This window comes from Klebsiella sp. CN_Kp091 (assembly GCF_040065095.1).
In the GTDB taxonomy this organism is placed as follows: Bacteria; Pseudomonadota; Gammaproteobacteria; order Enterobacterales; family Enterobacteriaceae; genus Klebsiella; species Klebsiella aerogenes.
The window spans coordinates 13317-36519 of the sequence record NZ_JBEAIO010000002.1; the positions used below are offsets into that span (position 1 = coordinate 13317).

20 protein-coding genes are annotated in these 23203 nt (G+C 50.7%); 10 read left to right on the top strand and 10 right to left on the bottom strand.

What is annotated here, in order from left to right:
• Positions 1 to 9 precede the first annotated feature (9 nt).
• A complete protein-coding gene (locus tag ABLV17_RS01225; RefSeq protein ID WP_047065412.1) occupies positions 10 to 351 on the top strand; it encodes a PTS fructose-like transporter subunit IIB in 342 nt (113 codons plus the stop codon).
• 13 nt (positions 352 to 364) lie between these two features.
• On the opposite strand, the gene ABLV17_RS01230 is transcribed toward ABLV17_RS01225, so the two are convergent.
• A complete protein-coding gene (locus tag ABLV17_RS01230; RefSeq protein ID WP_213317044.1) occupies positions 365 to 1132 on the bottom strand; it encodes a phytanoyl-CoA dioxygenase family protein in 768 nt (255 codons plus the stop codon).
• 259 nt (positions 1133 to 1391) lie between these two features.
• On the opposite strand from ABLV17_RS01230, the gene ABLV17_RS01235 reads away from it, so the two are divergent.
• Positions 1392 to 2225, top strand: a complete 834-nt coding sequence (locus tag ABLV17_RS01235; protein WP_087858062.1) for an AraC family transcriptional regulator — start codon at positions 1392 to 1394, stop codon at positions 2223 to 2225.
• 202 nt (positions 2226 to 2427) lie between these two features.
• On the opposite strand, the gene ABLV17_RS01240 is transcribed toward ABLV17_RS01235, so the two are convergent.
• The 3 genes from ABLV17_RS01240 to ABLV17_RS01250 are packed head-to-tail and all read right to left on the bottom strand — an operon-like array spanning position 2428 to position 6039.
• Entirely contained in the window at positions 2428 to 3456 is a 1029-nt protein-coding gene (locus tag ABLV17_RS01240) for an ABC transporter ATP-binding protein (protein WP_308959174.1), read from the bottom strand.
• Between the two features lies 1 nt (position 3457).
• Positions 3458 to 5032, bottom strand: a complete 1575-nt coding sequence (locus ABLV17_RS01245) for an iron ABC transporter permease (protein ID WP_183269026.1) — start codon at positions 5030 to 5032, stop codon at positions 3458 to 3460.
• 23 nt (positions 5033 to 5055) lie between these two features.
• Positions 5056 to 6039, bottom strand: coding sequence for an iron ABC transporter substrate-binding protein (locus tag ABLV17_RS01250; RefSeq protein ID WP_223848513.1), 984 nt, complete (start codon positions 6037 to 6039; stop codon positions 5056 to 5058).
• A 453-nt stretch (positions 6040 to 6492) separates the two neighbouring features.
• On the opposite strand from ABLV17_RS01250, the gene ABLV17_RS01255 reads away from it, so the two are divergent.
• The 4 genes from ABLV17_RS01255 to ABLV17_RS01270 all read left to right on the top strand — a co-directional run bounded on the left by ABLV17_RS01255 (position 6493) and on the right by ABLV17_RS01270 (position 11734).
• A complete protein-coding gene (locus tag ABLV17_RS01255) occupies positions 6493 to 7356 on the top strand; it encodes a ChaN family lipoprotein (RefSeq protein ID WP_308958916.1) in 864 nt (287 codons plus the stop codon).
• Positions 7353 to 8144, top strand: coding sequence for a TonB family protein (locus ABLV17_RS01260; protein ID WP_228302376.1), 792 nt, complete (start codon positions 7353 to 7355; stop codon positions 8142 to 8144). Before ABLV17_RS01255 ends, ABLV17_RS01260 begins: the two co-directional genes overlap by 4 nt.
• Before the next feature lie 169 nt (positions 8145 to 8313).
• A complete protein-coding gene (locus ABLV17_RS01265; RefSeq protein WP_087858068.1) occupies positions 8314 to 10536 on the top strand; it encodes a TonB-dependent receptor in 2223 nt (740 codons plus the stop codon).
• Positions 10537 to 10564: 28 nt separating this feature from the next.
• Positions 10565 to 11734 (top strand): YncE family protein, encoded by a 1170-nt coding sequence (locus ABLV17_RS01270; RefSeq protein WP_308958915.1) that lies wholly within the window; start codon positions 10565 to 10567, stop codon positions 11732 to 11734.
• Positions 11735 to 11764: 30 nt separating this feature from the next.
• Here the strand turns inward: ABLV17_RS01270 and ABLV17_RS01275 are convergent, their stop codons facing one another.
• The 3 genes from ABLV17_RS01275 to ABLV17_RS01285 form a co-directional block, all read right to left on the bottom strand.
• Positions 11765 to 12487 (bottom strand): RNA polymerase sigma factor FliA, encoded by a 723-nt coding sequence (locus tag ABLV17_RS01275; protein ID WP_113374243.1) that lies wholly within the window; start codon positions 12485 to 12487, stop codon positions 11765 to 11767.
• Between the two features lie 198 nt (positions 12488 to 12685).
• A complete protein-coding gene (locus ABLV17_RS01280) occupies positions 12686 to 13981 on the bottom strand; it encodes a flagellin FliC (RefSeq protein ID WP_045360105.1) in 1296 nt (431 codons plus the stop codon).
• Between the two features lie 43 nt (positions 13982 to 14024).
• A complete protein-coding gene (locus ABLV17_RS01285) occupies positions 14025 to 14270 on the bottom strand; it encodes a histidine kinase (RefSeq protein ID WP_308958914.1) in 246 nt (81 codons plus the stop codon).
• Here ABLV17_RS01285 and fliD point away from each other — a divergent pair.
• From fliD to fliT, 3 genes are read left to right on the top strand one after another with little or no spacing between them, the layout of a single operon-like run.
• Entirely contained in the window at positions 14264 to 15667 is a 1404-nt protein-coding gene (gene fliD / locus ABLV17_RS01290) for a flagellar filament capping protein FliD (RefSeq protein ID WP_308958913.1), read from the top strand. The two genes, ABLV17_RS01285 and fliD, sit on opposite strands and share 7 nt — an antisense overlap.
• 24 nt (positions 15668 to 15691) lie before the next feature.
• Positions 15692 to 16102, top strand: coding sequence for a flagellar export chaperone FliS (gene fliS / locus ABLV17_RS01295; protein WP_015704959.1), 411 nt, complete (start codon positions 15692 to 15694; stop codon positions 16100 to 16102).
• The gene (gene fliT, locus ABLV17_RS01300; RefSeq protein WP_032714211.1) at positions 16102 to 16509 is read left to right on the top strand and encodes a flagella biosynthesis regulatory protein FliT; all 408 of its coding nucleotides are present in this window, start codon (positions 16102 to 16104) and stop codon (positions 16507 to 16509) included. Before fliS ends, fliT begins: the two co-directional genes overlap by 1 nt.
• Positions 16510 to 17604: 1095 nt before the next feature.
• On the opposite strand, the gene ABLV17_RS01305 is transcribed toward fliT, so the two are convergent.
• From ABLV17_RS01305 to ABLV17_RS01315, 3 genes are all read right to left on the bottom strand, one after another.
• Entirely contained in the window at positions 17605 to 18597 is a 993-nt protein-coding gene (locus ABLV17_RS01305) for an acyltransferase (protein ID WP_308958912.1), read from the bottom strand.
• A 957-nt stretch (positions 18598 to 19554) separates the two neighbouring features.
• Positions 19555 to 19869 (bottom strand): hypothetical protein, encoded by a 315-nt coding sequence (locus ABLV17_RS01310; protein WP_271032312.1) that lies wholly within the window; start codon positions 19867 to 19869, stop codon positions 19555 to 19557.
• A 1166-nt stretch (positions 19870 to 21035) separates the two neighbouring features.
• Positions 21036 to 21308 (bottom strand): hypothetical protein, encoded by a 273-nt coding sequence (locus ABLV17_RS01315; protein ID WP_271032311.1) that lies wholly within the window; start codon positions 21306 to 21308, stop codon positions 21036 to 21038.
• A 465-nt stretch (positions 21309 to 21773) separates the two neighbouring features.
• Here ABLV17_RS01315 and ABLV17_RS01320 point away from each other — a divergent pair, with 465 nt between their 5' ends.
• Positions 21774 to 22868 (top strand): acyltransferase, encoded by a 1095-nt coding sequence (locus ABLV17_RS01320; protein WP_087858078.1) that lies wholly within the window; start codon positions 21774 to 21776, stop codon positions 22866 to 22868.
• The last annotated feature ends 335 nt before the right edge of the window (positions 22869 to 23203 follow it).

Below are 23203 nucleotides of genomic sequence, written 5' to 3' on the forward strand. Positions count from 1 at the left end.
GAGGATGTTATGGACTTCAACATTGTCGCGGTGACCGCCTGCGTGAGCGGGGTTGCACATACCTATATGGCAGCCGAGCTGCTGGAAAAAGTCGGTCACCATGAAAAATGGTCTCTGAAAGTGGAAACCCAGGGCGCGCTCGGCGTGGAAAACCGAATTAGCGAAGAGGATATTGCCCGCGCCACGGTGGTGTTACTGGTAACCGATATCGAAATCGATGGCGCTCAGCGCTTTAACGGGCTCCGCACCATTAAAACCAGTATCGCCACATTCCTGTTGCAGCCACAGCAGATTGTCAAAGCCGTTAATAGCATTATGAAAAAGCCGGTCGTTTACCTGGAAGTTCCCTGACCGGCCACGGCGCTTATTGCACGTCGAGCAGCCACTTTTGCGCGGGTGTCAGGCGGCTCGCCGTTTCCGGCGTCAGCCAGCGCTGCTGGTCCTGCTGCGCGGTATCAGCACGGTCAATATATAAGCCATGAAGCACGCGCCTTCTGCTGCCTTCACGATTGCGGGTGCCGCCGTGCCAGGCATGCGCGTTATAAATCATTACGCTGCCGGCCGGCGCGGCAAAAACAATTTCATCAGGATGCGTCTTTTCGGGATCCGCCAAAACCTCTTCCGGCAGCTCCGGGCGCAGATGGGTCGCCGGAATAATCCTCGGCGCCCCGTTGGCGGCGCTCAAATCATCAATAGCCCATATCGTATTGACCAGATGCACTTTCGGGAAGTCTACTCGCGGCTTTTTCCAGTCGGCGTGCAGCGGTTGATGACCACCGTTATACAGCGCCTCGCGGGCATTAAGGCTGGAAACCTTAAACGCGCCATTAAAAATATAACGACAGACGGAAAGAATGAGCGGATGTGACCACACCTTTTCCCAGATAACACCCTTGTTGATGAGGTTGGCAATACGCGTCGCCGTCGCCTCCTGATGGTGTTCCATCGCCAGATTCTCGCCTTCACGTTCCACCAGCGCGTCAATGCGCTCGCGCATCTCGTTCAGCCACTGAGGATCAACGACGTTGTGCACCACGGTATAGCCAAGCGTATCAAGTTCATGTTTCATTTGGTCGCTTAGCGTCTGGGTCGCGCCAAGCGCAGCCAGATGAACCGTCGATTGTGAGTCCATATTGTCTTCCTTTTAACTTTTAGATAACACAATCAAACTCTACGATGCGGACAACGACCAGGCAGGAAGGAAAAACTACGAAAAACTGGATATCCGTACGCCAGCCACAAAAATGTGAGCATTATCAATAATTGACGGAGGGTTAATTCGTCGAAAATATTCACCCATTTAATAATGCATCCGTAGCGCGCCGTAAGGCGGAACATCAGGATAAAAAAGATTATAATCAACGAGATAATTTTAACTCGGGGTCGACAGGATGATTGATGATCTGGCGGGCATACTAAATCGTTTAGTTAATCAAAAAGATAGGCTGCAGGTCCGCTTTCCGGAGCCGGATATTCCCGTTCCGGCGCTGGCGCTGAAGGTGCCCTTCCCGCGCCTGGAGATTGTCCTTGAAGGCGAGCTTCATGAACAGGGGCTGCCGCTATCCGCGGCGGTCTTAGCCACATCCCAGGTACTCTACGTACAGGCGGGAAAGTGGACGCTACCCGAGTGGACCGGCCCGGCGGCCACGCTCAGCATTTTATTCGGCCGCCAAAAGCTCGGCTTTTGCCTCCAGCGCTGGGACGGTAAAACACTACATACTGAAAAGCAAAACGTCGCCAGGCTGGGCCCCCGCGTTGGCTCCTATCTGCTGCTGGCGTTGAATGAGGTCTGCCTGCAGCCTGACCCAATAACCGCCCGGCTGGTAGTTTCCGCGCTGTTAAGCCACTGCCTTGAACAACTAGTCGGGCTGGAAATGCGCGTAAGCCGCAGCCGCGATCTGTTTTTAGCCGTTCAGGATTATCTACAAGAAAATCTAAGCCAGCCGCTGACCCGAGAATCGGTGGCCAGACGCTTTCATATTACCCCGAACTATCTTTCGCATATATTTCAGAAGTCAGGCTCGGTGGGCTTTAATGAATATCTAACCGCCGTGCGGCTGGAAAAAGCCAAGCAACTATTACGCGGTTATGATTTAAAAGTAAAAGAAATTGCGCATAATTGCGGCTTTATCGATAGCAACTATTTTTGCCGGGTGTTTAAACGTAATACTGAACGTTCACCCTCGGAATATCGTCGGCACTGCCGTAGCGCGCAGCAACGATAATCATCCCCAGGGTAAATAAGAATGGACTGACCTCGCGGAATTATTCCAACGACCTACCACTCCATGGCGACGAGATCAGTGGCGCGGATACTAAAGCGTTCGCTGGTAGTGTAATTAGCACAATGTGCTACATCAGCAGCTAATTAACGTATCTCCGCGCCAAATCAATTTTTATCCCGGCTGAATGTTCACCTTTTCACCGCTATGCGCAAAATATCCGCGCCTGGCCAATAACGTCCAGGCGAACCGCGGCGCCAGTTTGCCAGGCGGCCTGGCTGACGGTTTTCAGCACCAGCGGCATCAATTGCCCTGCAACCGTCACCGTCAGCGTCGAGATATGGCCGGCGAAATCGACATCTACGATGCGAAAGGCGCTCTCCTGCGGCGCGCACGGCGACACCCGCAGTTGCTCCGGGCGCAGCATCACGCGTCCGCGGCCGCTGGCGTGAGGATTGTCGGTCGGCAATTCGCCGATGGCGCAACGCGCGCGCCCCTCCGTGAGTTCGGCGTCGAGCACCAGCGCATCGCCAAGAAACAGCGCGGTGGCCTCGTCAACCGGGCGCGAATAGACCTCGAACGGGGTTCCTACCTGAGTAAAACGCCCCTGCCGCATCACCGCGACCTGGCTTGCAAACGACAGCGCCTCCGTCTGATCGTGAGTGACCAGAATCGACGCTACGCCAGCCTCGGCCAGCAGGTCGGCGGTGGCTTTACGCGTTGCCGCCCGCAGTCCGGTATCCAGTGCCGAGAAAGGTTCATCCAGTAACATCAGCGATGGCCGCTGGGCCAACGCGCGCGCCAGCGCAACCCGCTGCTGCTGGCCGCCGGAAATTTCATGCGGCCAGTGGTTCGCTAATGTCGAATCTAACGCCACCATCTCCATCAGCGCAGCGACCCGACGGCGTTTCTCTTCGCGGTTACAATCCAGCCCCCAGGCAATATTGTCCGCGACGTTAAGATGGGGGAACAGCGCCCCTTCCTGCGGCACGAAACCGATCCCGCGCTGATGCGCCGGCACAAACACGCCTTCGGCAAACAGGGTGTTGCCCTGCAGAACGATTCGCCCGTTATCCGGGGTTTCAAAACCGGCAAGAATTCGCAGCAGCGTGGTTTTACCGGAACCCGACGGGCCGACAATGGCGGTACGGCTTCCCGGCGCCACGGTCAGATTAAGGTTATCAAGCACCAGCGCGTCGGCGAAGGATTTCGAGATAGAGGACAATTCCAGCATGTTACAACCCTGCAATTTTTTTCGACTGCACATAAAGAACCGCCGTCAGCGGCAGCGAAATCACGATCATCAGCATCGCATAGGGCGCCGCGGCGACGTAGTCGATCTCGCTGGTTAACGCCCAAAAACCGGTCGACAGCGTGCGGGTGCCTAACGGCGATAGCAGCAACGTCGCGGTGAGCTCGTTGCTCACGCCAAGAAATACCAACGCGGCGCCAGCGGCCGCTCCCGGCGCGGCCAACCGCATGGTAACGCTCCATAAGGCGCGAGCCGGGCTGCGGCCAAGGCTACGGGCGACGTTTTCCAGCTCAACCGGCGCCTGGGCGATACCGGCGCGCAGGTTAATCAGCGCTCGCGGCATAAACATCAGCAGGTAAGCGAGGAACAGCGTCACTTCGGTCTGATACACCGGACGGGCATAGTGGATGGCGACCGTCACCAGCGCCAGCGCGGTGACGATACCCGGCAGTGAGCTGGTGATGTAATTACAGCCTTCCAGCAGGCGGAACAGCCGGCGCGGATAACGCACGCCGAGCCAGGCGATAGGAATCGCGCAGGCGGTGGTCAGCAGCGCGCCGCCCGCTCCCAGTAGCAGGGTCTGGCGCAGCGAATGCCAAAGATCGGCATGCAGCCAGTTCTCCACACCGCCAAGCCATAGCCAGCGGCACAGCACCAGCAGCGGGACGCCCATCGCCAGCATCACCAGCGTCAACAGCAGCAGTTGCGCGCCCCATGCGGCCACGTTGCCCAACGGACGACGCTTCTGTTCTCGCGCCGCGCCGGCGCCGATGCGCGCATAACGCGCTTTGCCGCGCGAGAGGCTCTCCAGTAGCAGGATAGCCAGGCAGCACAGCGCCAGTACCCCTGCCAACATATTCGCCGCCGGTCCGCTAAAGGTGGACTGGAACTGGTCATAAATGGCGGTGGTGAAGGTATCGAAGCGAATCATCACATACAGGCCATATTCCGCCAGCAGATGCAGCGCCACCAGCAGCGCGCCGCCGCAGATAGCCAACCGCAGTTGCGGCAGCACCACGCGGAAGAAAACCTTCCACGGCGGCGTGCCCAACGAGGCGGCAACATCTTCCAGAGTCGGGTCGAGACGACGAAGCACCGCCGCCACCGGCATGTAGATAAAGGGATAGTAGGCCAGCACCGAAAGGAACACCCCGGCGGACAGGCCGTGCAGCGAGGGAACCGCGCTAACCCAGGCATAGCTCTGGACAAATGCTGGGATAGCCAGCGGCGCGACCGCCAGCGCCGACCACAGCTGACGCCCGGCAAGCGCGGTGCGTTCAGTAAGCCAGGCCACCGCCACGCCAAGCGTGATGCAGATGGGCACCGCCAGCAGCGTCAGCCACAGCGTATTGCTGAGCAGTTCGGCCACCCGCGGGCGAAACACCAGGGCTTTAATAGTCGGCCAGCCGGTCTCAATCCCCACCGCGGCCACAAAACCTAAGGGCAGTAACGCCATTACAGAAAACAGTACAGCTAAGGCAACCATCGGAAATGCAGGACGCCTGCGCTCGGGCAGGCGTCCTGTTTTCTTTCCGAGTACCAGACTCAGGACAGACATAGATAAATCACTTCAGCATCAAATTACAGCAGGCCAGCCTGGGTCATCAGGTCGATCACTTTTTTGCTATTCAGCGTTGACGGCTCTACCTTCGGCGCGTCCAGCTCTTTCAGCGGCGTCAGTTTCGGGTTAGAGGCGGCATTCACGCCCACCGCATATTCGAAGGCGTTATTGGTACGCAGCTCATCCTGACCCTGCTTGCCAGTGATCCATTTGATAAACGCCTGCGCCTGCTCTTTATGTTTGCTGGACGCCAGTACGCCGCCGCCGGAGATACTCACGAAAGCGCCCGGATCCTGGTTTTTAAAGTAATACAGCCTGGTGTTTTTGCTGTTCTCGCCGGTTTTCGCCTGGTCGACAAAGCGGTAATAGTGGTAGATCACCCCGCCGTCGATTTGTCCGGCGTTGACCGCTTTCATCACCGTGCTGTTGCCTTTGTAGGCCACGAAGTTCGTTTTCATCGCCTTCAGCCAGTCGAGCGTCGCTTTTTCGCCCTTCAATGCCAGCATGGCGCTGACGATGGCCTGGAAGTCTGCGCCCGATGGAGAGGCGGCCCAGCGCCCTTTCCACTCAGGTTTCGCCAGGTCCATCAGCGAATGCGGCAGCTGAGATTCGCTGATTTTCGCCGGGTTATAGACGAAAACGGTACTGCGGGCAGCAATGCCAATCCAGCGGCCGTGCTCAGGACGATACTGCGGCGCGACCTGATTCAGCGTCGCGGCATCCAGCGGCGCAAACAGTTTGGCGTTATCAACCAGCACCATTGAAGGCGAGTTTTCAGTCAGGAAGACATCCGCCGGCGAGGCTGACCCCTCCTGCACCAGTTGATTACCCAATTCGCTATCGTCGCCGTTGCGCAGCGTGACTTTAATACCGGTTTCTTTGGTAAAGCCGTCAACCCAGGATTTCACCAGGTTTTCATGCTGGGCGTTATACACCACAATGCCGTCGCCATTGTCAGCAGCCATAACCTGCGGAGCGGTAAACAGAGCCGAAGCAGCGAGCATCGCCGCGCAATATGCCGATAAGCGGAAATTCATAAGCTAATCCTTAGTATGGGTAGTCGAAAAGCCGTGGAGAAACCGGGTTGGCACGGATTAAATCACAGAGGAATGTGAATGATAATGAAAACAATTACCATCATTTTAAAAAAGTGAAAAACACCGCCAATTAGAATTTCCTGATGACAAAATGCTTATTTCGACGCGCGACTGAAACAAACATTAAGACAACATTAAGCCAGCAGCTTTAAATATTATCGCTGTTTAAAATCTTGATCGTCTTCACAGATTCTACCCACAACACGGCAACGGACAGCTGTTTGCCGGGTGAAACCATCACTCTTGCCAATAATTTTAAATGAGAATGATCTTGATAATCATTCTCAATATCACATATCATCCTGTTCCAGCAGCAAGATACGAAGAAAAGACGACTAAAAAGCCGAAAATGGATATTTTATGTTTAAGGAAACCCTTTTAAACACTCTGGTTATAGGCTGCGCGTTGCTCATCAGCGCCTGTCACAGCCCGGTTTATCCCCTCTCCCCTGCCGGGGAGCGCGCGCTGGTAGAGCAGGCGGATATTCGCGATACCGCCAGCGGACGCTCCCTGACGCCGCAACAATTGCTGAACCAACTCGCTCAGGCGCCGCTGGTTATTGTCGGCGAAGAACATACTAACACCCAGCATCACCAGATTGAGCGCTGGCTGCTGCAGAACCTTCACACCCTTCGCCCGCAGGGCAGCGTACTGATGGAGATGATTGACCTAAGCCAGCAGGAAGCGGTTAATCGGGTCAAGCAGGCCAGCCTCAGCGGAACGACCGTTTCCGCCACTCGCGCGGCGGAAACGCTGCGCTGGAATCCCGGCTGGCCGTGGGCGCTTTATCGCGATGTCGTGATGACCGCGCTGCAAGCGCCTTATCCACTGCTGGCAGCTAACCTCAGCCGCCAGCAGGTGAGCGATATTTATCAACATCCCACGTTTCCCCGCGGAGCACTTTCCAACAGCCCGCAGGTACATGAATCGCTATCGGCCATTATCTTTCTGATGCATAACGGGCAAATCGATGGCGAGCAGGTTACCTCTATGCTCGCTATCCAACAGCAGCGCGATCGCCTGATGGCGATGCAAATGAAAGCCGCGCCGCGCCCTGCGCTGTTAATTGCCGGCGGTTATCATGCGGCGAAAGATATTGGCGTACCGCTGCATCTGGCCGATCTCAAGGCGGAAAAACCGCTGGTGTTACTGCTGACCACCGACGGCGCCACGCCGACGGCGAAGCAGGCTGATTATGTCTGGTCGGTAGCGGCAGAAAAATGAATATCCCTCTCTCCACACCATTGATAGCATCGCGTCCCCGCTGGTTGGCGGGGACAACGGCAAGCGTGCTTGGCCACCTGGCGCTGGCCGTGCCTTTTATCATTCACTTCGCCTCGCCGCCGGATGCCGCGCCCCCTGCCGCGGTGATGGTGGAGTACGCGCCGGAACTGGAAGTGTCATTTATTCATCCCGAGCTGCCGCCGGGCGTCACCCAGCAGCGCAAAGTCGAGGCGATGACCGAGCAGGAAACAGCCGCGGTGAAAGAGGCGCCGAAGCTACAAATTCACGACAATGCGCAAATAAAGCTGTCCGCCAGCAAACCCGAACCGCAGCGGAAAAAGAAAATCGAGGTTAAAAAACAGTCCCGCCGCCAGCAACAAGAGGAAAAGGGCAATTCAACCATCACCAGCTTCGCCGCGCCCCCGGCGCCGGCCGTCCTTACTCAGCGCACCACCGCGCCGCTCGATAGCGATGCCGCGCGCCTGAGCCACAACAAGATCAGTTGGGAATCGCTGGTGAAAGGCAAAATCAACAAAATGCGCCACTACCCGGAAGATGCGCGCCGCCGTAAACGTACCGGTACCGTCATTATTACCTTCAGCGTCAACGAACGCGGCGAGGTGTTGCAATCGCAGTTGGCGAACTCATCAGGGACCCATTCGCTGGATCGCGCCGCGCTGATGGCGCTGGAAAATGCGCGTCCGCTTCCGCCGCCGCCAAAAGAGCTGCTGCGTAACGGTATAAATAAGGTCACGCTGCCGGTGGAATTCGGCTTATTAAAAATATAAACCCCAGGTTCCCTGTTATTTATTCAGGCAACCCGGACGTTATTTATAACGGTCACTGACCGCTAATAATTTTTTATTTTGGGCAATGTGTCATCGCACTTAGCAATAAGCGCGATGCACGCTGCTGCCCTTTTTGTGCGTTAAATATTTATTACCTCAGGATTGGATTATGGAAAAATCACAAATAATCACGGGGCTCGTCACCGGGCTACTTATCGTCAACGGCCAGGCTTTCGCCGCCGAAAGCGAAGGAGAATCGGTTTTCTCTCCTATCACCATTACCGATAACCCGCTGGCGGAAAATGCCGGCCAGGTCGGCTCCTCAGAGGAGAGCTATACCCGTCCCGGCGCCTACAGTTCGCGAACGCTCAATAAGAATCTGCAAAGCCTCGATGCCTCGCTGCGCAGCATGGCGGGCACCTATACGCAAATCGACCCGCTGCAGGGCACCATCAGCGTCAATATTCGCGGCATGAACGGGCTGGGCCGGGTAAACACCATGGTGGATGGCGTCACCCAGACCTTCTTCGGCATGGCGCCGGCTAACTATCACGGCGGGGCGAATACCGCCGCCGGGGTGCCGCTTGACCCCAACTTCCTGGCCGAAGTGGATATCACCCGCGGCAACAGCGCCGGTTCGCAAGGCGTCAACGCGCTGGCGGGCAGCGCCAACCTGCGCACGATCGGTATCGATGATGTGTTAAAACCGGGGCATCAGGTCGGCCTGCTGTCGCGTTTTTCCGTAGGCGATAACGGACTCGGCCGCACCGGTATGGTAACGGTAGCCGGCAAAACCGACGCCTTCGATAACGGCGGCGGCCTTGGCGCGCTACTCGGCATCAGCGGCACCCGCACCTATGCGACCTATAAAAACGGCGGCGGACGCAGCAGCGAAGAGTTTATCGGCGAAGATAATAAATATCTGCGCCAGGAGCCGCGCTCGCAGCTGTATAAAATCAATTTCAACGTCGATCAATTTAACCGCTTCGAGTTTTCCGGGCGTAATTACCGCAATAGCTTTACCCGTCGCGATATTAGCAGCGACGACTACTATCTGCGCTATAACTATGCGCCGCTCAATGAACTGGTCGAGTTCAATGTTTTAGCCAGCACCAGCCGCGGCAATCAGTCATATAAACCGGAGTCGCTGTATAACTTTAACGACTCCTCGACCACCAATAAGTCCAACGCGCTGGATATGAACAACACCAGCCGTTTTCGTATTACCGACGATCTGTATGCCGCTTTCCAGCTCGGCGGTAAATTAATGGATACCCGCTATTCCCGCCGCTTCGTGCAGGATAATGAGACCGACCATAACGCCTTTGCCCCGGCGGGCAAACAGAAGATCGCCTCGCTCTATAGCGGGCTGACATTAAACAAGGATATTTATCAGCTCGATCTTAATCTTAACTATACCCGTAGCCGGGTACAGGGCTATAAACCGGCCTGTGCAGATAACGAAAAATGCTTCCCGCAAGGGGCAACCCAACTCAACGTTAAAGATAACGGTTTTAATCCCTCGGCGACCTTCTCCGCGCAGGTGACGCCATGGCTGCAGCCGTTCGTCAGCTGGAGCCGTTCATCGCGCGCGCCGAACGTTCAGGAAGTGTTCTTCGCCAACGAGGGCGGCGCATCGATGAACCCGTTCCTGAAACCGGAAAAAGCCGAGACCTGGGAGGCCGGTTTTAACGTTATCAAACAAGGATTATTGAGCGAGCAGGATAGCCTGCATCTGAAAGCTCTGACCTACCGCTCGCGGATTAAAGATTACATCACCAGCGAATCCTTCCTGCTGTGCAGCAACGGGGGGCTGTGTAAAGATGTCGCCAATGCTTCGCCGGATTTCAACGCCAATATCTCGGTTAACGTGACCTCGCCGGTGACCACCGAGGGCTATGAGATTGAAGCCGGATACGACATCGGTTTTGCCTACGCCAATGTGTCGTGGAGCAAGCAGCGCACCGATCAGCCCACCTCTATTGCCAGCACGGTCTATAGCTTCGCCTATAGCGACCTTAGCGATCTCCCCAGCAGCTACGCCACGGTGGATGTGGGCGGGCGCCTGTTCGATCGCAAACTCACCGTCGGCAGCCTGGTGAAATTCACCGGTAAATCAAAACGCCTGAGTACCGAAGGCATTAGCCTCGACACCAACACGGTGCCTAAAGAGAGCATGCCGAATATCCCGACCATTATCGACCTCTATAGCAGCTGGCAGATGACCGATAACGTACTGCTGCGCTTTAGCGTGCAGAACGTAACGAATCGTGACTACTCCGAAGCGCTAAACCGTATGAACCAGAGTCTCGATAACGCCAAAGAGGGCGCCTCTGTTAACACCACCGCCCGCGGCCGCACCTATATTTTCGGCGGCGAAATCCAGTTCTGATCCCTATTTATCAACAAGGATAACCATCATGACTAATCGCAACTTGATAAAACCGCTGGCTGCGCTGCTGCTCGCCGCCCTGCTCCCCCAGCCGGCTTTCGCCATCGATCCACCGCCGCGGGAAGCGTCGCGCTTTGCGATGAAAACCAATTATCTGCAGGAAGCCAATGAAGGGGTTTATGAGCTGGCGTTCGACAATGGCGACAACCTGCTATTCGCCGCGGCGACCGACCGGGTTAACCGCGCGGCCAATAAAGGTTATCTCTACGCCTTTAATCCGGCCACCCTGCAGGTTATCCAGCGCTACGATATGCCCAGGCGCGCCTTCTCGCTGGCGATGAATCAGCCGGCGCGCATGCTTTACGTCGGCCATACCCAGGCGGCTTCGCTGCGTATTAGCCTGTTCGACGCCGCCAGCGGTAAAATCACCCGCACCAGCCCGCGCCTGAGCTTCACTACCGACGGCGCCGCCGATGCGCGCTTCGAACATCTGCGGCATATGGTATACAGCCGCGCCGCTAACCTGTTATTTGTCAGCTACAGCCATATGCTGAAAACCCAGGACGGGATGCGTCCGCTGCATAAATTGTTGATGCTCGACGGCACGACGTTGCAGCTGAAAGGGGAAGTCAAAGGCGCCTATCGCGGCACCGCCTACGGCCTGACGCTGGATGAAAAGACGCAGAAGATCTACGTTGGCGGCCGCGACTATATCAACGAGATCGATGCCAGAACCCAGCAGGTTGTCCGCACCATCCCGCTTAACGCGCCGCAGTTGGCCAGCGCGCAAAACCTGATCGTCGATTCCGACTCAGGGCGTATTTTCGTGGTCGCCTTCGATCACGACGATCGCAGCGGCCCGCACGACGGCCTGTATATTTTCGATCTGAAAGACGGCAAATCGCTGGGTTACGTGCGTACCGGCATCGGCGCCAACGCGGTGCGTTTCAATCCGAAATATAACGAGCTGTACGTGAGTAATTTCACCAGCGGCACCATTAGCGTCGTGGACGGCAAAACCTGGCGCGTGACACATGAATTCCGCACCCCGGTTTATCCTAATCAAATGGTGTTGTCGCCGGACATGGATACCCTGTACGTCGGCATTAAAGAAGGGTTCAATCGCGAGTGGGATCCTGAGGTATTTGTCGAAGGGGCGAAGGAGCGCATTCTGCGCATTGATTTGCGTAAATCGTAATCCGCTAACCACCTGCCCGGCAGGTGGTTATTAGCCTTCGTTGGCCAGCTTCGCGCGCAGGCGCTTAATCGCCTGGCTGTGTAGCTGGCTGACGCGGGATTCTCCCACCTCCAGCACCGCGCCAATCTCTTTAAGGTTTAGCTCTTCCTGGTAGTAAAGGGTGAGGACCATTTTTTCGCGTTCCGGCAAGGCTTCAATCGCCTCGATGACCCGCTGGCGCAGGCTGCCTTCCAGCAGATGATGCAACGGATTGGCCTCTTCATGCCCTTCCAGTAGTCGTTCGGCATTCTCGCCCTGCTCTTCCCGCCATTCGTCATAGGAGAACAGCTGGCTGTTATTGGTATCCAGTAGGATTTGTCGGTACTCGGCAAGGGTGATACCCAACGTCTGCGCGAGTTCGCTTTCCGTGGCCGGGCGGCCCAGCTGCTGCTCCAGCTTCTGCATCGCCTGGGCGACTTCGCGGGCGTTACGCCGCACGCTGCGCGGCACCCAATCGCGGCTACGCAGTTCATCGAGCATTGCGCCGCGGATACGTTGCACCGCATAGGTGGTAAAGGCCGTTCCCTGTAGCGAGTCGTAACGCTCGATGGCGTTCAACAACCCGATTCCCCCGGCCTGCAGCAGATCGTCAAGCTCGACGCTCGCGGGCAGCCTGACCTGCAGGCGTAACGCCTCGTGCCGCACTAACGGAACGTAGCGCAGCCAGAGGGAATTTTTGTCCATCACGCCTTCGGCGGTATACAAATCGCTCACTATTTCTGAAACCTGCGGATAAGAGAGTCAGCGCTATTATGCGCAGGGGCAAAAATGCCAATCGCCGGAAAAACCGCATAAAAGCGTCTCTATTTACGACATGCTCCGCCGTTGCGCCGTTTTACGCCGGGTGGCTATGGCATAAAGCAAAAACCCCGCCGAAGCGGGGTTGCGATGCGACAGTAATCAGGCGTGCGATTAACGCAGCAGAGACAGGACGTTCTGAGTCGACTGGTTAGCCTGCGCCAGCACGGAGGTACCCGCCTGCTGCAGGATGTTCGCGCGGCTCATGTTGGACACTTCGGTCGCGTAGTCAGCATCCTGAATACGGGACTGGGAAGCGGACAGGTTGTTAACGGTGCTGTTCAGGTTGTTGATAACAGAATCGAAACGGTTCTGTACCGCACCCAGGGAGGAGCGCAGTTGGTCAACCTGGGACAGGGCGTTGTCTAAAACTGAGAGAGGATCAGCTGTTTTAGCTTGGGTAGATAGCTGGGCACCTTTGCTCACTTTACCATCAGCATCAATCGTAGCTTTTGCATAAGACACCTTCCCATCAGCATCAGTGCTTTTAACAACATAACCGTCATTACCTTTTTCATCTTTAAAAGTACGTAATTCTTCACCGGCTTTGAGGCCTGAAGTTACTGCTACTTCTCCAGTTTTTACAGTTGACAGTGTATTGATTTTCTTATCACCAAGATCGATATCAGTTTGAATAGTTGCTTTCTCGTCGGTTTTAGAAGAGAAAGTAACTTTGCCATCGGCACCTAAAGTTGCGCTGTAGCGTTCTGAGCCATCTTTAGACTGAACAAAGTACTTAGTAGTTGTACCATTGTTGTATGAATACAATTTGCCATCAATTTCATTAGGAGCAGTCGTTTCACTATCAGACATAGTTGGCGCACCAGTTACATCGACCTTAGTTAACGCTGTAGCACCAACATTGTTAGTATTCATCTGATTAGCCACGCTGAACTTATCCAGACCCAGAGTCTTCGCATTGATATCTTTCAGATCGATATCGATAGTTTCGCCGTCGTTGGCGCCGACCTGGATGGTCAGCTTCTGGTCGCCGCTCAGGACTTTAACGCCGTTGAAATCGGTCTGTTCGGAGATACGGTTGATTTCTGACAGACGCTGGGAGATTTCATCCTGGATGGACTGCAGGTCGCTTGCGGAGTTAGAACCGTTCTGCGACTGTACGGTCAGACGACGGATGTTCTGCAGGTTATCGTTAACTTCGTTCAGCGCGCCTTCGGTGGTCTGCGCCAGGGAGATACCGTCGTTAGCGTTACGGGAAGCCTGAGTCAGGCCTTTGATGTTAGCGGTAAAACGGTTGGAGATCGCCTGACCCGCGGCATCGTCCTTGGCGCTGTTGATGCGCAGACCGGAAGACAGACGCTCAATCGCCGTGCCCAGGGAAGACTGGGATTTGTTCAGGTTATTTTGCGCCATCAGCGACAGGCTGTTGGTATTAATTACTTGTGCCATTATATGCATTCCTTACGAGTCAGTTGCGTTCAGTGCAACGTGGTTAAAAGGTTCGGGCTTGCTTGCCCACGGCGTCAACCACCGTCCCTTCTGGTATCGACGTATCCTCTGCAACCTTTAGCCATTTTTTGAAAAATTTTTGCCCCTCCGCCAATGGCGAAAATAACGCGCTTTTTCCCTCTTCTATTACGCCATCGCCTTTTTCACTTTTTCGGTAAACTTTTTTTCCACTGGGCCGATAACGCAATAAGCGAATAACGTCATTAGTAAGGAGAAACACCAATGGCATCGATCAGTTCCTTAGGCATCGGCTCAGGACTCGACCTCAACGGTTTACTGGACAAACTCAGCAAGGCGGAACAACAGCGCCTGACGCCGTATACCACTCAGCAAACCAGCTATAACGCGCAGCTAACGGCTTACGGCACGTTAAAAAGCTCGCTGGAAAAATTCGATAACCTGAGCAAGGAGCTGGCCAAGCCGGAGTTTTTCAACAGCACCACCGCCACCAAGCACGACCAGTTCACCATCACCACCACCAATAAGGCGGTGCCGGGCAACTATAGCGTTGAAGTGCAGAAGCTGGCGCAGCCGCAAACCCTGACCACCCAGGCGACAATTACCGACCAACAAGAGAAACTAGGAACCGCCGGCAACAGCGACCGCTCCATTACGATCACCGCCGGCGACCCGCCAAAACAGACCACGATTCCGCTGAGCGACGACCAGACCTCGCTGCTGGAGATGCGCGATGCCATTAACGGCGCTAAAGCCGGCGTCACCGCCAGCATTATGCGCGTCGGCGACAATGACTATCAGCTGGCGCTGAGCTCCTCCACCACCGGCGAGAAAAACACCGTGTCGGTGCAGGTGAATAACGACGATAAACTCGGCGCCATCCTCAACTATGACAGCAGCAGCAAAAGCGGCGCGATGAAGCAAACCGTCGCCGGGCAGGATGCGGAGATCGTCGTCAACGGCACCAAAATTAAGCGCAGCACCAACTCGATTGCCGATGCGCTGCAGGGCGTCACCATTGATCTGAAAACCACCACCAAAGCCGGCGAACCGCAAAACCTGGTGATCGGCATCGATAAAAGCGGCACCGCCGACAAAATCAAAGAGTGGGTCGATAACTACAATTCGCTGCTCGACACCTTCGGCTCGCTGACCAAATACACCCCGGTGAAAAGCGGTGAAGCGCAAAGCGCCAAGAACGGCGCGCTGCTGGGCGATAACACCCTGCGCGGCATTCAGTCGTCGATTAAAAGCGCCCTCAGCGCCGCTCAGGACAACCCGGAGCTGAAAGGCCTTGGTAACCTCGGGATCTCAACCAATCCCAAAACCGGCAAGCTTGAAGTCGACAGCACGAAACTCAATAAAGCGCTCGACGAGAAACCGGATCAGGTCGCCAACTTCTTCGCCGGCAATGGCAAAGACACCGGGATGGCCACCGAAATCCATAATGAAATCCAGAACTATATTAAAGCGGGCGGCATCATCGAGAACTCGACCAAAAGTATCAACACCAATCTCGATCGCCTGAATATCCAGATCGACACCGTTTCCGATAGCATCCAGAACACTATCGATCGCTATAAACAACAGTTTGTTCAGTTGGATACCATGATGTCCAAGCTGAGCAGCACGGGTAACTACTTACAACAGCAGTTCTCGTCCCAGTAACCCCTAATCAGGTAATGAAACAGCATGTATAACCGTAGCGGCACGCAAGCCTACGCACAGGTCAGTCTGGAAAGCAGCGCGATGAGCGCCAGTCCGCACCAGTTAATCGTAATGTTGTTCGACGGGGCGCTTAACGCCCTGCTTCGCGCACGCATCCTGATGAATCAGGGGGATATCGCCGGTAAAGGCCTGGCGCTGTCGAAGGCTATCAACATCATCGACAACGGGTTGAAAAGCGGCCTCGACCACCAGCAAGGTGGAGAAATCGCCGATAATCTGGCGGCGCTGTACGATTATATGAAGCGACGCCTGATGCAGGCCAACCTGCATAATGACGAAGCGGCGATCGTCGAAGTGGTCAAGCTGCTGGAGAATATCGCCGATGCCTGGCGGCAAATTGGGCCAAACTATCAACCTGCTCAGGGTACATTGTGATGGAACGCCAACAGCAGCTTTTAGCCGCCTATCAGCAGATCCATACCCTGAGCAGTCAGATGATTGCCCTGGCGCGCGCCGGGCAATGGGAAGCGCTGGTGGAAATGCAGTTTGCCTACGTGACGGCGGTTGAGAAAACTGCCGAATTTACCGGCAAAGCGGGGCCATCGCTGGCTCTGCAAGAGATGCTCAACGCTAAGTTGCAGCAGATTATCGACAACGAAGGGGTACTGAAAGGGCTGTTGCAGCAGCGGATGGAGCAATTAAAAACGCTGATCGATCAATCCACTCGCCAGAACGCGGTCAACAACGCTTACGGCCAGTTCGACGATCGCTCGCTCCTGCTTGGCGAACTGCAGTCCGATAATGTGGTCGCCATCAAGAGCAAAAGCGAAGAATTACAATAACAACAACAGCCTCACAGCCAGATATTCCGGCCAGGAAGCGCATGATGGGTCTCACCAGGGCAATGCAGAGTGTTGCCTGGTAAGCCATCGGCGGGTTTTACAGGGCTAATAAGCAATAATATATAATCTATTATTTTATTTACGCTTCATACATTCATCAATTAAATATTCCAAACATCGCGCCAGCTAAAATAAGCCACTCACGGGCTTAGGGAAATATGCCTGTAAAATATACTATGTTATCTTGACCGGATTAATATGATATTACTCACGGGATAAAACATGGATGTATTCTTCGGGAAATGAGTGCCCCTGCGTTAGCTCTTAAAGGTGTTTCATCAACGGTAAAATGAATACAAATAGGCAATACCATATATGAAATTAATAATAAGAAATCACTTAATTTTCAAGCAGATAAGATATACTTTAAAAACCATCGGGAAAGGTGTTAATTTCCAAACAGCAATTAGGGTAATAATAATGATTAGCGGGTAAGTAAAATCATTACTTTCGAAGTTAAAAATCCACGAAACGACTATGGCAAAGGCAATACAAACAACCATGTCAGGATTTCACGCAGGCGGGCAATCTCTTTATCAGTGAAGCCATATTCACGAAGATCATCTTCTGTTAGCTGCTTTCCCACGCCAGGCTCCTCCATGCTGGTTATATATGTCTCCAACGTTTCCGACTGAAGATTCCCGTTATGTCGCTCAGCCAAATGCTCAGGTGTCATGCAGACAGCCGGGTTTACCACAGCCCGTGGAATCTTGCCCCTGAAGTTGCCAGGGGTCAAGCGCGCGTTCATACCCTACAACGGTTTCACGCCCGAACCGCCAGAATGCTGTCAGTTTAAAGGAAAACGTCACGCTAGCGCCCCGCCTTCATCCTCCCAGCGGCAGACCATATCGTACAGGTCCCGCTCGTCGTATTCATCGTGGAATATGATCACAACCCCTCAGACGATGGTTAGTCATAACCTTAGTTTAGTTGCTGGTAGGGAGGTATATAGAGGAAATAAATTACTGTAGAAAATCACTGCCTGTCAGGCAGTGATTTTCATAACGCGCTAAAATTTTAGTGTTATTTTCTGCTTTATACTTTATTGAGTCGTTTAATTCTAAATCCTTTACTTACTTTAACAATGTTTCTCTCTATCAATATATAGAAGATATACCCTGAAACAACGGTAAATATCGTAGCTATGAGGAAGACGAGCAAACCACTCAAGTTAAAGCCTAGCTTTACCATTATTTTAGTTATCAGCGGAATTGAGAACACTTGGACCAGGTAGATTGAGTATGAAGCATTACCAATCTCCGTGAAAACATTATTTTTCACATCACTACAAAGTACAGCAACAAACACAATAAAAAATGAAATCCCCCCCGCAAATAAAGGTCTTTCGATGGAGTATAAATCAACGGGGATTGATAGAGAATAAAATAAAACCATCCCGATTAACGTTGTTACAAGGAGTAGCCTGATGTTGGCCTGGATTGATGATATTCTTTTGCTGGTATAGTATGCAATGATACCAAACGCAAACTCCATAGAAATGGGTTTAATTACCCCCAGGATAGATAGCACAAGTATAATTCCGACAAGAGAAATTATTTTAATATTGTGATTTTTAATAAATAAACACAATGAAAAAATAGCATAAAAAAACATTTCTAACTCAAGACTCCAACCAACGTACAGAGTGGGGTAATTGAAGCCTAAATAACTACTAACAAAAAACAATGATGCAATATTTTGATATGTTGTATATATCGTATCCCTAAATATTTCTGGCATGACCGATTGAATTAATATCAATGTAACAGTCATCATCCAGTAAATGGGAACTATTCGCAACACTCGATCTTTCGCAAAAACATAAGGGGATTTTCTTTTATTATCATCTATCATCGCCATAATAAATCCAGAAATAACAAAAAATATATCAACCCCCAAAGCCCCCCACCTTCCTATTAACGTATGGTCTACAAACCCAAACCCATATTTATTGACTATACCGACAGAATGATATGCTACCACCATTATTACAGCTAAAGCCCTTAGCATTTGTATGTTATTAATCATTTGACCATTCCATTTTATTCAACCACATTATATTTATATCCTTTTCATATAGCACAAGAAATAAATTGTCACAAGGAAAACATAAAAATTTCATCTGCAATGGAATTTGCAGCGTTGACATCATGAATGTATGATGATTCGGAAGTCTCCAATTATCGTTAAACAGGAATTTGAATGGGAACGAATGTTGCGTAAAGGACCTGGCAAAAGGATGAAGAGTTTCTAATTAGGAGAGGAAACAAAATATAGATATGAAATCAAAAAAACACAACACAAAACAAAGAGTTTTAGTCACTATCCTGTCTCCAGCATTAAATGTAACATCGCTATCAAGACAAATGCCACAACGACGAAGAATACAACGACCTGAAGCCACATCATAAAAAATTCGCTAGACAACACTTCATCTTCTTAACTAATGAAATAAATAATTCATAATTCCATTTACACCTTATTAATTCACAAATTAATTATCTTCGGGTAAATAAAAAGTTATCGTCTATATCATCGACGGAATCAATGTTGTTCTTGGCGGTATGCAGGTTATCGGAGGTTTTGGAATAACGGCTAGCTCATTAATGACAGGAAACGTTATTGGCGTTATTGCTGGTACAACATTGATGTTTCATGGCTTTGGCGCAATAGCTGAAAAGTTAGATGGTGTTAATTTTACAGAAAATATTATGAAGATGCATCTCAATTTTTAGGATTTAGTAGAGAGTTAGGAAAGCTTTTATATCAGGTAGTCGATCTTTCAACCTCTTTTTATGGCCTTGCCAAATTTACCTTAAAACCAGAAGCGTGGCGCTTATTTTATTTTACTGGCCCAGATTTTTACCGAAAAGTAACAACCATGAGTAAGCCAGCCATGGCGTTAAAAGGGATATCCTCAACGGTAAAAGGGATACAGATAGGTAACACGATGTATGAAGTTAAAGATAAATGACTATCTTATTTTTAGATACAATTTCTATAGTTGAGCGCCATTGGAAACGGAGTTAGTTTGTAAACTACCGAGAAACCGAATAATAAAATGAACAAATAGGCAAAATGATTAATTAACTCATAACCATAACACCCATGAATGAGCACTATAAAAACAATAAAAAAACCTAATACTCCAGCCCACAGTCTTTTGCGAAGATCATCGATTAAATCAAAATAGTTTTTGTTTTGGCTTTCTTGTCGCGCCAGGATTTCACGCAGGCGGGCAATCTCTTTATCGGTGAAACCATGTTCACGAAGATCATCTTCTGTTAGCGGCTTTCCCACGCCAGGCTCCTCCATGCTGGTTATATATTTGTCCAACGTTTCCGACTGAAGATACCCATTGCGTTGCTCAGCCAAATGCTCAGATATAATGCCACTGCCGGGGTTACCACAGTCTGTGGAATATTGCCCCTGAAGTTGCCAGGGGTCAAGCGCGCGCGTTCATACCCTACAACGGCTTCACGCCTGATCCGCCAGAATGCTGTCAGTTCAAAGGAAAAACGTCACGCTAGCGCCCCGCCTTCATCCTCCCAACGGCAGACCATATGGTACAGCTCCCGCTCGTCGTATTCATCGTGGAATCTATTCACAACAACCTCCAGACGATTGTTAGACACGATCTAAGTTTAGTTGTTGGTAAGGAGGGGGCATATCAAGAAGAGTAAAAGCGGCGATTACTCGCTATCCTGTCGCCAGGTTTCATGAAACATCGCTATCGCAACAAAAGCTAAAACGACAAAAAATACAACGGTCTGAAGCCACAGCATAACGCCTCCGCGGAGCAAAATTTGCGCAGATTATTTGCTACAGAGCCGAGAAACGATAGTGAATTACCATCCAAATTTAAATTTTCACCTTACCCCGATAACACAAAAATGCCTCTCTTCTGGCTGACAAGCCGGTAGTTCGGGCTAAGCCAACACTAAGTCCACCATCGTCGCTATCGCTCCCCAAAAGACCAACAGACCGAGAAAAATCCCAATCCATACCTTACGCCGCAATTGATGGTCTACTTTTTCGGACATCTGCTATTCCAAATTAGAATTATTTTGGCAAGACCATACAGTTTGTAGTGGTAGTAGTCAGATCGTTTGTATCGATCGATGAACTGCTATTGATCTGCATCCCCTATCAATTGTAGTGATATTTCAGGATCATTCATTCACCGTTTGATGGGTCCAAATCAAGGTAGAGGCGAGCAGTTTTTTGCCGTTGTCGCCGTAAATAGACAAAACCGCCAGCGTTAAGCATAGCGGTTTGCACGAAGAAATTGCGCCGAGATTTTATGACTAAACCGGCATATTCATAATATGACCATTCAAATTTTGTAACTTATCAGGACCGTCCAAGAGCACACCAGACAACAGTTAGTTACACACAACGATTTCCCCCCACCTCCCAAGCTCATCTAAGTTTGGATGCGCTTTCATGTCCCATATATGCCCCATTCACATTACCGGGAAATCATCATCTACCTGAGTTGCGCAGTTGGTAATGAAGGTCACTACACTGGACACCACAATATCGTTAAGTGCTTCCCCTTCGATAGCTTCCCCCTCCCTGGTGATTAGCGAACGGCCCATTACTTTTGTGAAGTCTATTTTCCCGTCGTAAGTCATCATCACAGTACTATCTGGCGTGGTCTTCATTGATACATCGCAGATAAGATCGACGGTTAACGCCCTCACGGTGTAATCAGTCGCCGACGAAGGATAATCCATCAGATAACTCTCCCATGTTACGCATCAGCCAGAGGCTGGCTTTCCCCCTCCGAAGTTGACTTGTCCACAAAGTAGAGCTGATTGTCTGAGAATGCTCTATAGCTCGCTGAGCACTGGTTTTATATACAGTCATTTTGATGTGTTTTAAATTAAAGACATGAAACAAAAACAACGTAATCTATTGTTTTGATTATCTTTTTTTTGGTTATCTTTTCATGCTATGGAGCTATGAAATAAAACTGGTATTACAACATCATATTTGTGATCCAAGTCATTTACATTTTATCAATACCGATTTATCTCAAAAAAATTGTACTACAATTACACATTAAGAAGAATATTCATATCTATATGATACATAAAGATAAAAATGAATTTACACACACCTTTTTAACCATTATATTTACATATTCATACATAAAATAATTATATTTACTCGTTTTTACACACATACTGGTGGAGCAAATGAAACACATAAAAGAACTCGACGGCCTACGTGGTCTGATGGCTCTTTGGGTCGTTGCCGGGCATGCTTATGAAGCAATCCCACCTCTTTCAGGCATGATCCCTATGACCCTAATGAATGATTTCGCTGTGGATGTTTTCATCATTCTTAGCGGCTTTGTGATCTTTAACTATTTAAACAAAAACCCTTTAGTGCCTTACAAAAAATACATACAGCAGAGAGCATTAAGATTATTTCCAATATATTTAGTTGTTATGGCCTTAACAATTTCAAGCATATATTTCTATAGAGATATATTGGTCACGTCACCGTTATCACCATCTACTGACTTTAGGATCCATCAAATAGACACCTTTCTTGACAATATGATTCAACACATTGTCCCGCATCTATTCCTCTTGCAAGGTATTGTCCCTGAGAAAATGTTACATCTCTCCGGAACAACGATTGTTGGTCAGGCATGGAGCGCTTCTGTTGAGTGGCAGTTCTATCTGATTGCCCCGCTGCTTTTTATGATTTGCAATAAGGTAATACAGTCCCCAACTGTAAAGAAATCCATCATCATAATCATCTCAATTTTTTTATTCTTAGTAATTAGCAGGATGATTAACAACAAGGCATTCATTGGGACTGGTGCAGCGGCATTTTTTATTGGCTTTATGTCATTTTACTATCTTCGTGATATTTTTCCAAAAATAACAGACCGCAACATAATTCTAACTTCCTTATGCCTGTGCGTTGCAATAATTCTTATTTTGAAGAAAGATTGCATTGGTTATCTGATTTGGATTATTGTATTCTCTGCGACATTAATTAAAAGCAAAAGAGAAAAAGATAACATCATCACAAAAATATTCATCAACAATCTATCTCAGACCATTGGAAAAGTTTCATATTCAGTATACATGGTTCACATGTTAGTTATCTACATCATTCTTTATACAATGACTTCATTGCAGCTACCTTTAAACATGTATTTTATGTTAGTTCCCCTATCGATTGCATTATCTCTAATTATTTCAGTTTACACATATAAGTTCATAGAACGACCTATGATGAATTTAGGTAAAAAAGAAAAAATAGCTCACAATTAAGAACTTCCCTCACCCGTTGATGGGTGAGGTTTTCATATTACAAAATTCTAATAAACAGCATTTGCAGAAAGTCCGAATCCGCTCACCGAGTGACGGCTTTTCATCTGAAAAGATGTAATCGAAATAGCTCTGCTCAAGTGCAGTTACCGAATCGGCAATAGCGTACAGCGTGGCAACATCGATGCTGACCACATCCTACTTACCTATAACCACCCATTCATGCCATTCGGCGTCGGTAAAGAAACGGCCTGGACACAGCATGTAGTCAATCTGGACAGTAGCGCGAACATAGTTGATGGTGTGACGCTGAGCGAGCCTGTTGTATTTATGCTCGC

Coding starts and splice junctions, on each gene's coding strand:
- ABLV17_RS01225 (WP_047065412.1), top strand. CDS start 10: ATGGACTTCAACATTGTCGCGGTGACCGCCTGCGTGAGCGGGGTTGCA.
- ABLV17_RS01230 (WP_213317044.1), bottom strand. CDS start 1,132: ATGGACTCACAATCGACGGTTCATCTGGCTGCGCTTGGCGCGACCCAG.
- ABLV17_RS01235 (WP_087858062.1), top strand. CDS start 1,392: ATGATTGATGATCTGGCGGGCATACTAAATCGTTTAGTTAATCAAAAA.
- ABLV17_RS01240 (WP_308959174.1), bottom strand. CDS start 3,456: ATGCTGGAATTGTCCTCTATCTCGAAATCCTTCGCCGACGCGCTGGTG.
- ABLV17_RS01245 (WP_183269026.1), bottom strand. CDS start 5,032: ATGTCTGTCCTGAGTCTGGTACTCGGAAAGAAAACAGGACGCCTGCCC.
- ABLV17_RS01250 (WP_223848513.1), bottom strand. CDS start 6,039: ATGCTCGCTGCTTCGGCTCTGTTTACCGCTCCGCAGGTTATGGCTGCT.
- ABLV17_RS01255 (WP_308958916.1), top strand. CDS start 6,493: ATGTTTAAGGAAACCCTTTTAAACACTCTGGTTATAGGCTGCGCGTTG.
- ABLV17_RS01260 (WP_228302376.1), top strand. CDS start 7,353: ATGAATATCCCTCTCTCCACACCATTGATAGCATCGCGTCCCCGCTGG.
- ABLV17_RS01265 (WP_087858068.1), top strand. CDS start 8,314: ATGGAAAAATCACAAATAATCACGGGGCTCGTCACCGGGCTACTTATC.
- ABLV17_RS01270 (WP_308958915.1), top strand. CDS start 10,565: ATGACTAATCGCAACTTGATAAAACCGCTGGCTGCGCTGCTGCTCGCC.
- ABLV17_RS01280 (WP_045360105.1), bottom strand. CDS start 13,981: ATGGCACAAGTAATTAATACCAACAGCCTGTCGCTGATGGCGCAAAAT.
- fliD (WP_308958913.1), top strand. CDS start 14,264: ATGGCATCGATCAGTTCCTTAGGCATCGGCTCAGGACTCGACCTCAAC.
- ABLV17_RS01285 (WP_308958914.1), bottom strand. CDS start 14,270: ATGCCATTGGTGTTTCTCCTTACTAATGACGTTATTCGCTTATTGCGT.
- fliS (WP_015704959.1), top strand. CDS start 15,692: ATGTATAACCGTAGCGGCACGCAAGCCTACGCACAGGTCAGTCTGGAA.
- fliT (WP_032714211.1), top strand. CDS start 16,102: ATGGAACGCCAACAGCAGCTTTTAGCCGCCTATCAGCAGATCCATACC.
- ABLV17_RS01305 (WP_308958912.1), bottom strand. CDS start 18,597: ATGATTAATAACATACAAATGCTAAGGGCTTTAGCTGTAATAATGGTG.
- ABLV17_RS01315 (WP_271032311.1), bottom strand. CDS start 21,308: ATGGATTATCCTTCGTCGGCGACTGATTACACCGTGAGGGCGTTAACC.
- ABLV17_RS01320 (WP_087858078.1), top strand. CDS start 21,774: ATGAAACACATAAAAGAACTCGACGGCCTACGTGGTCTGATGGCTCTT.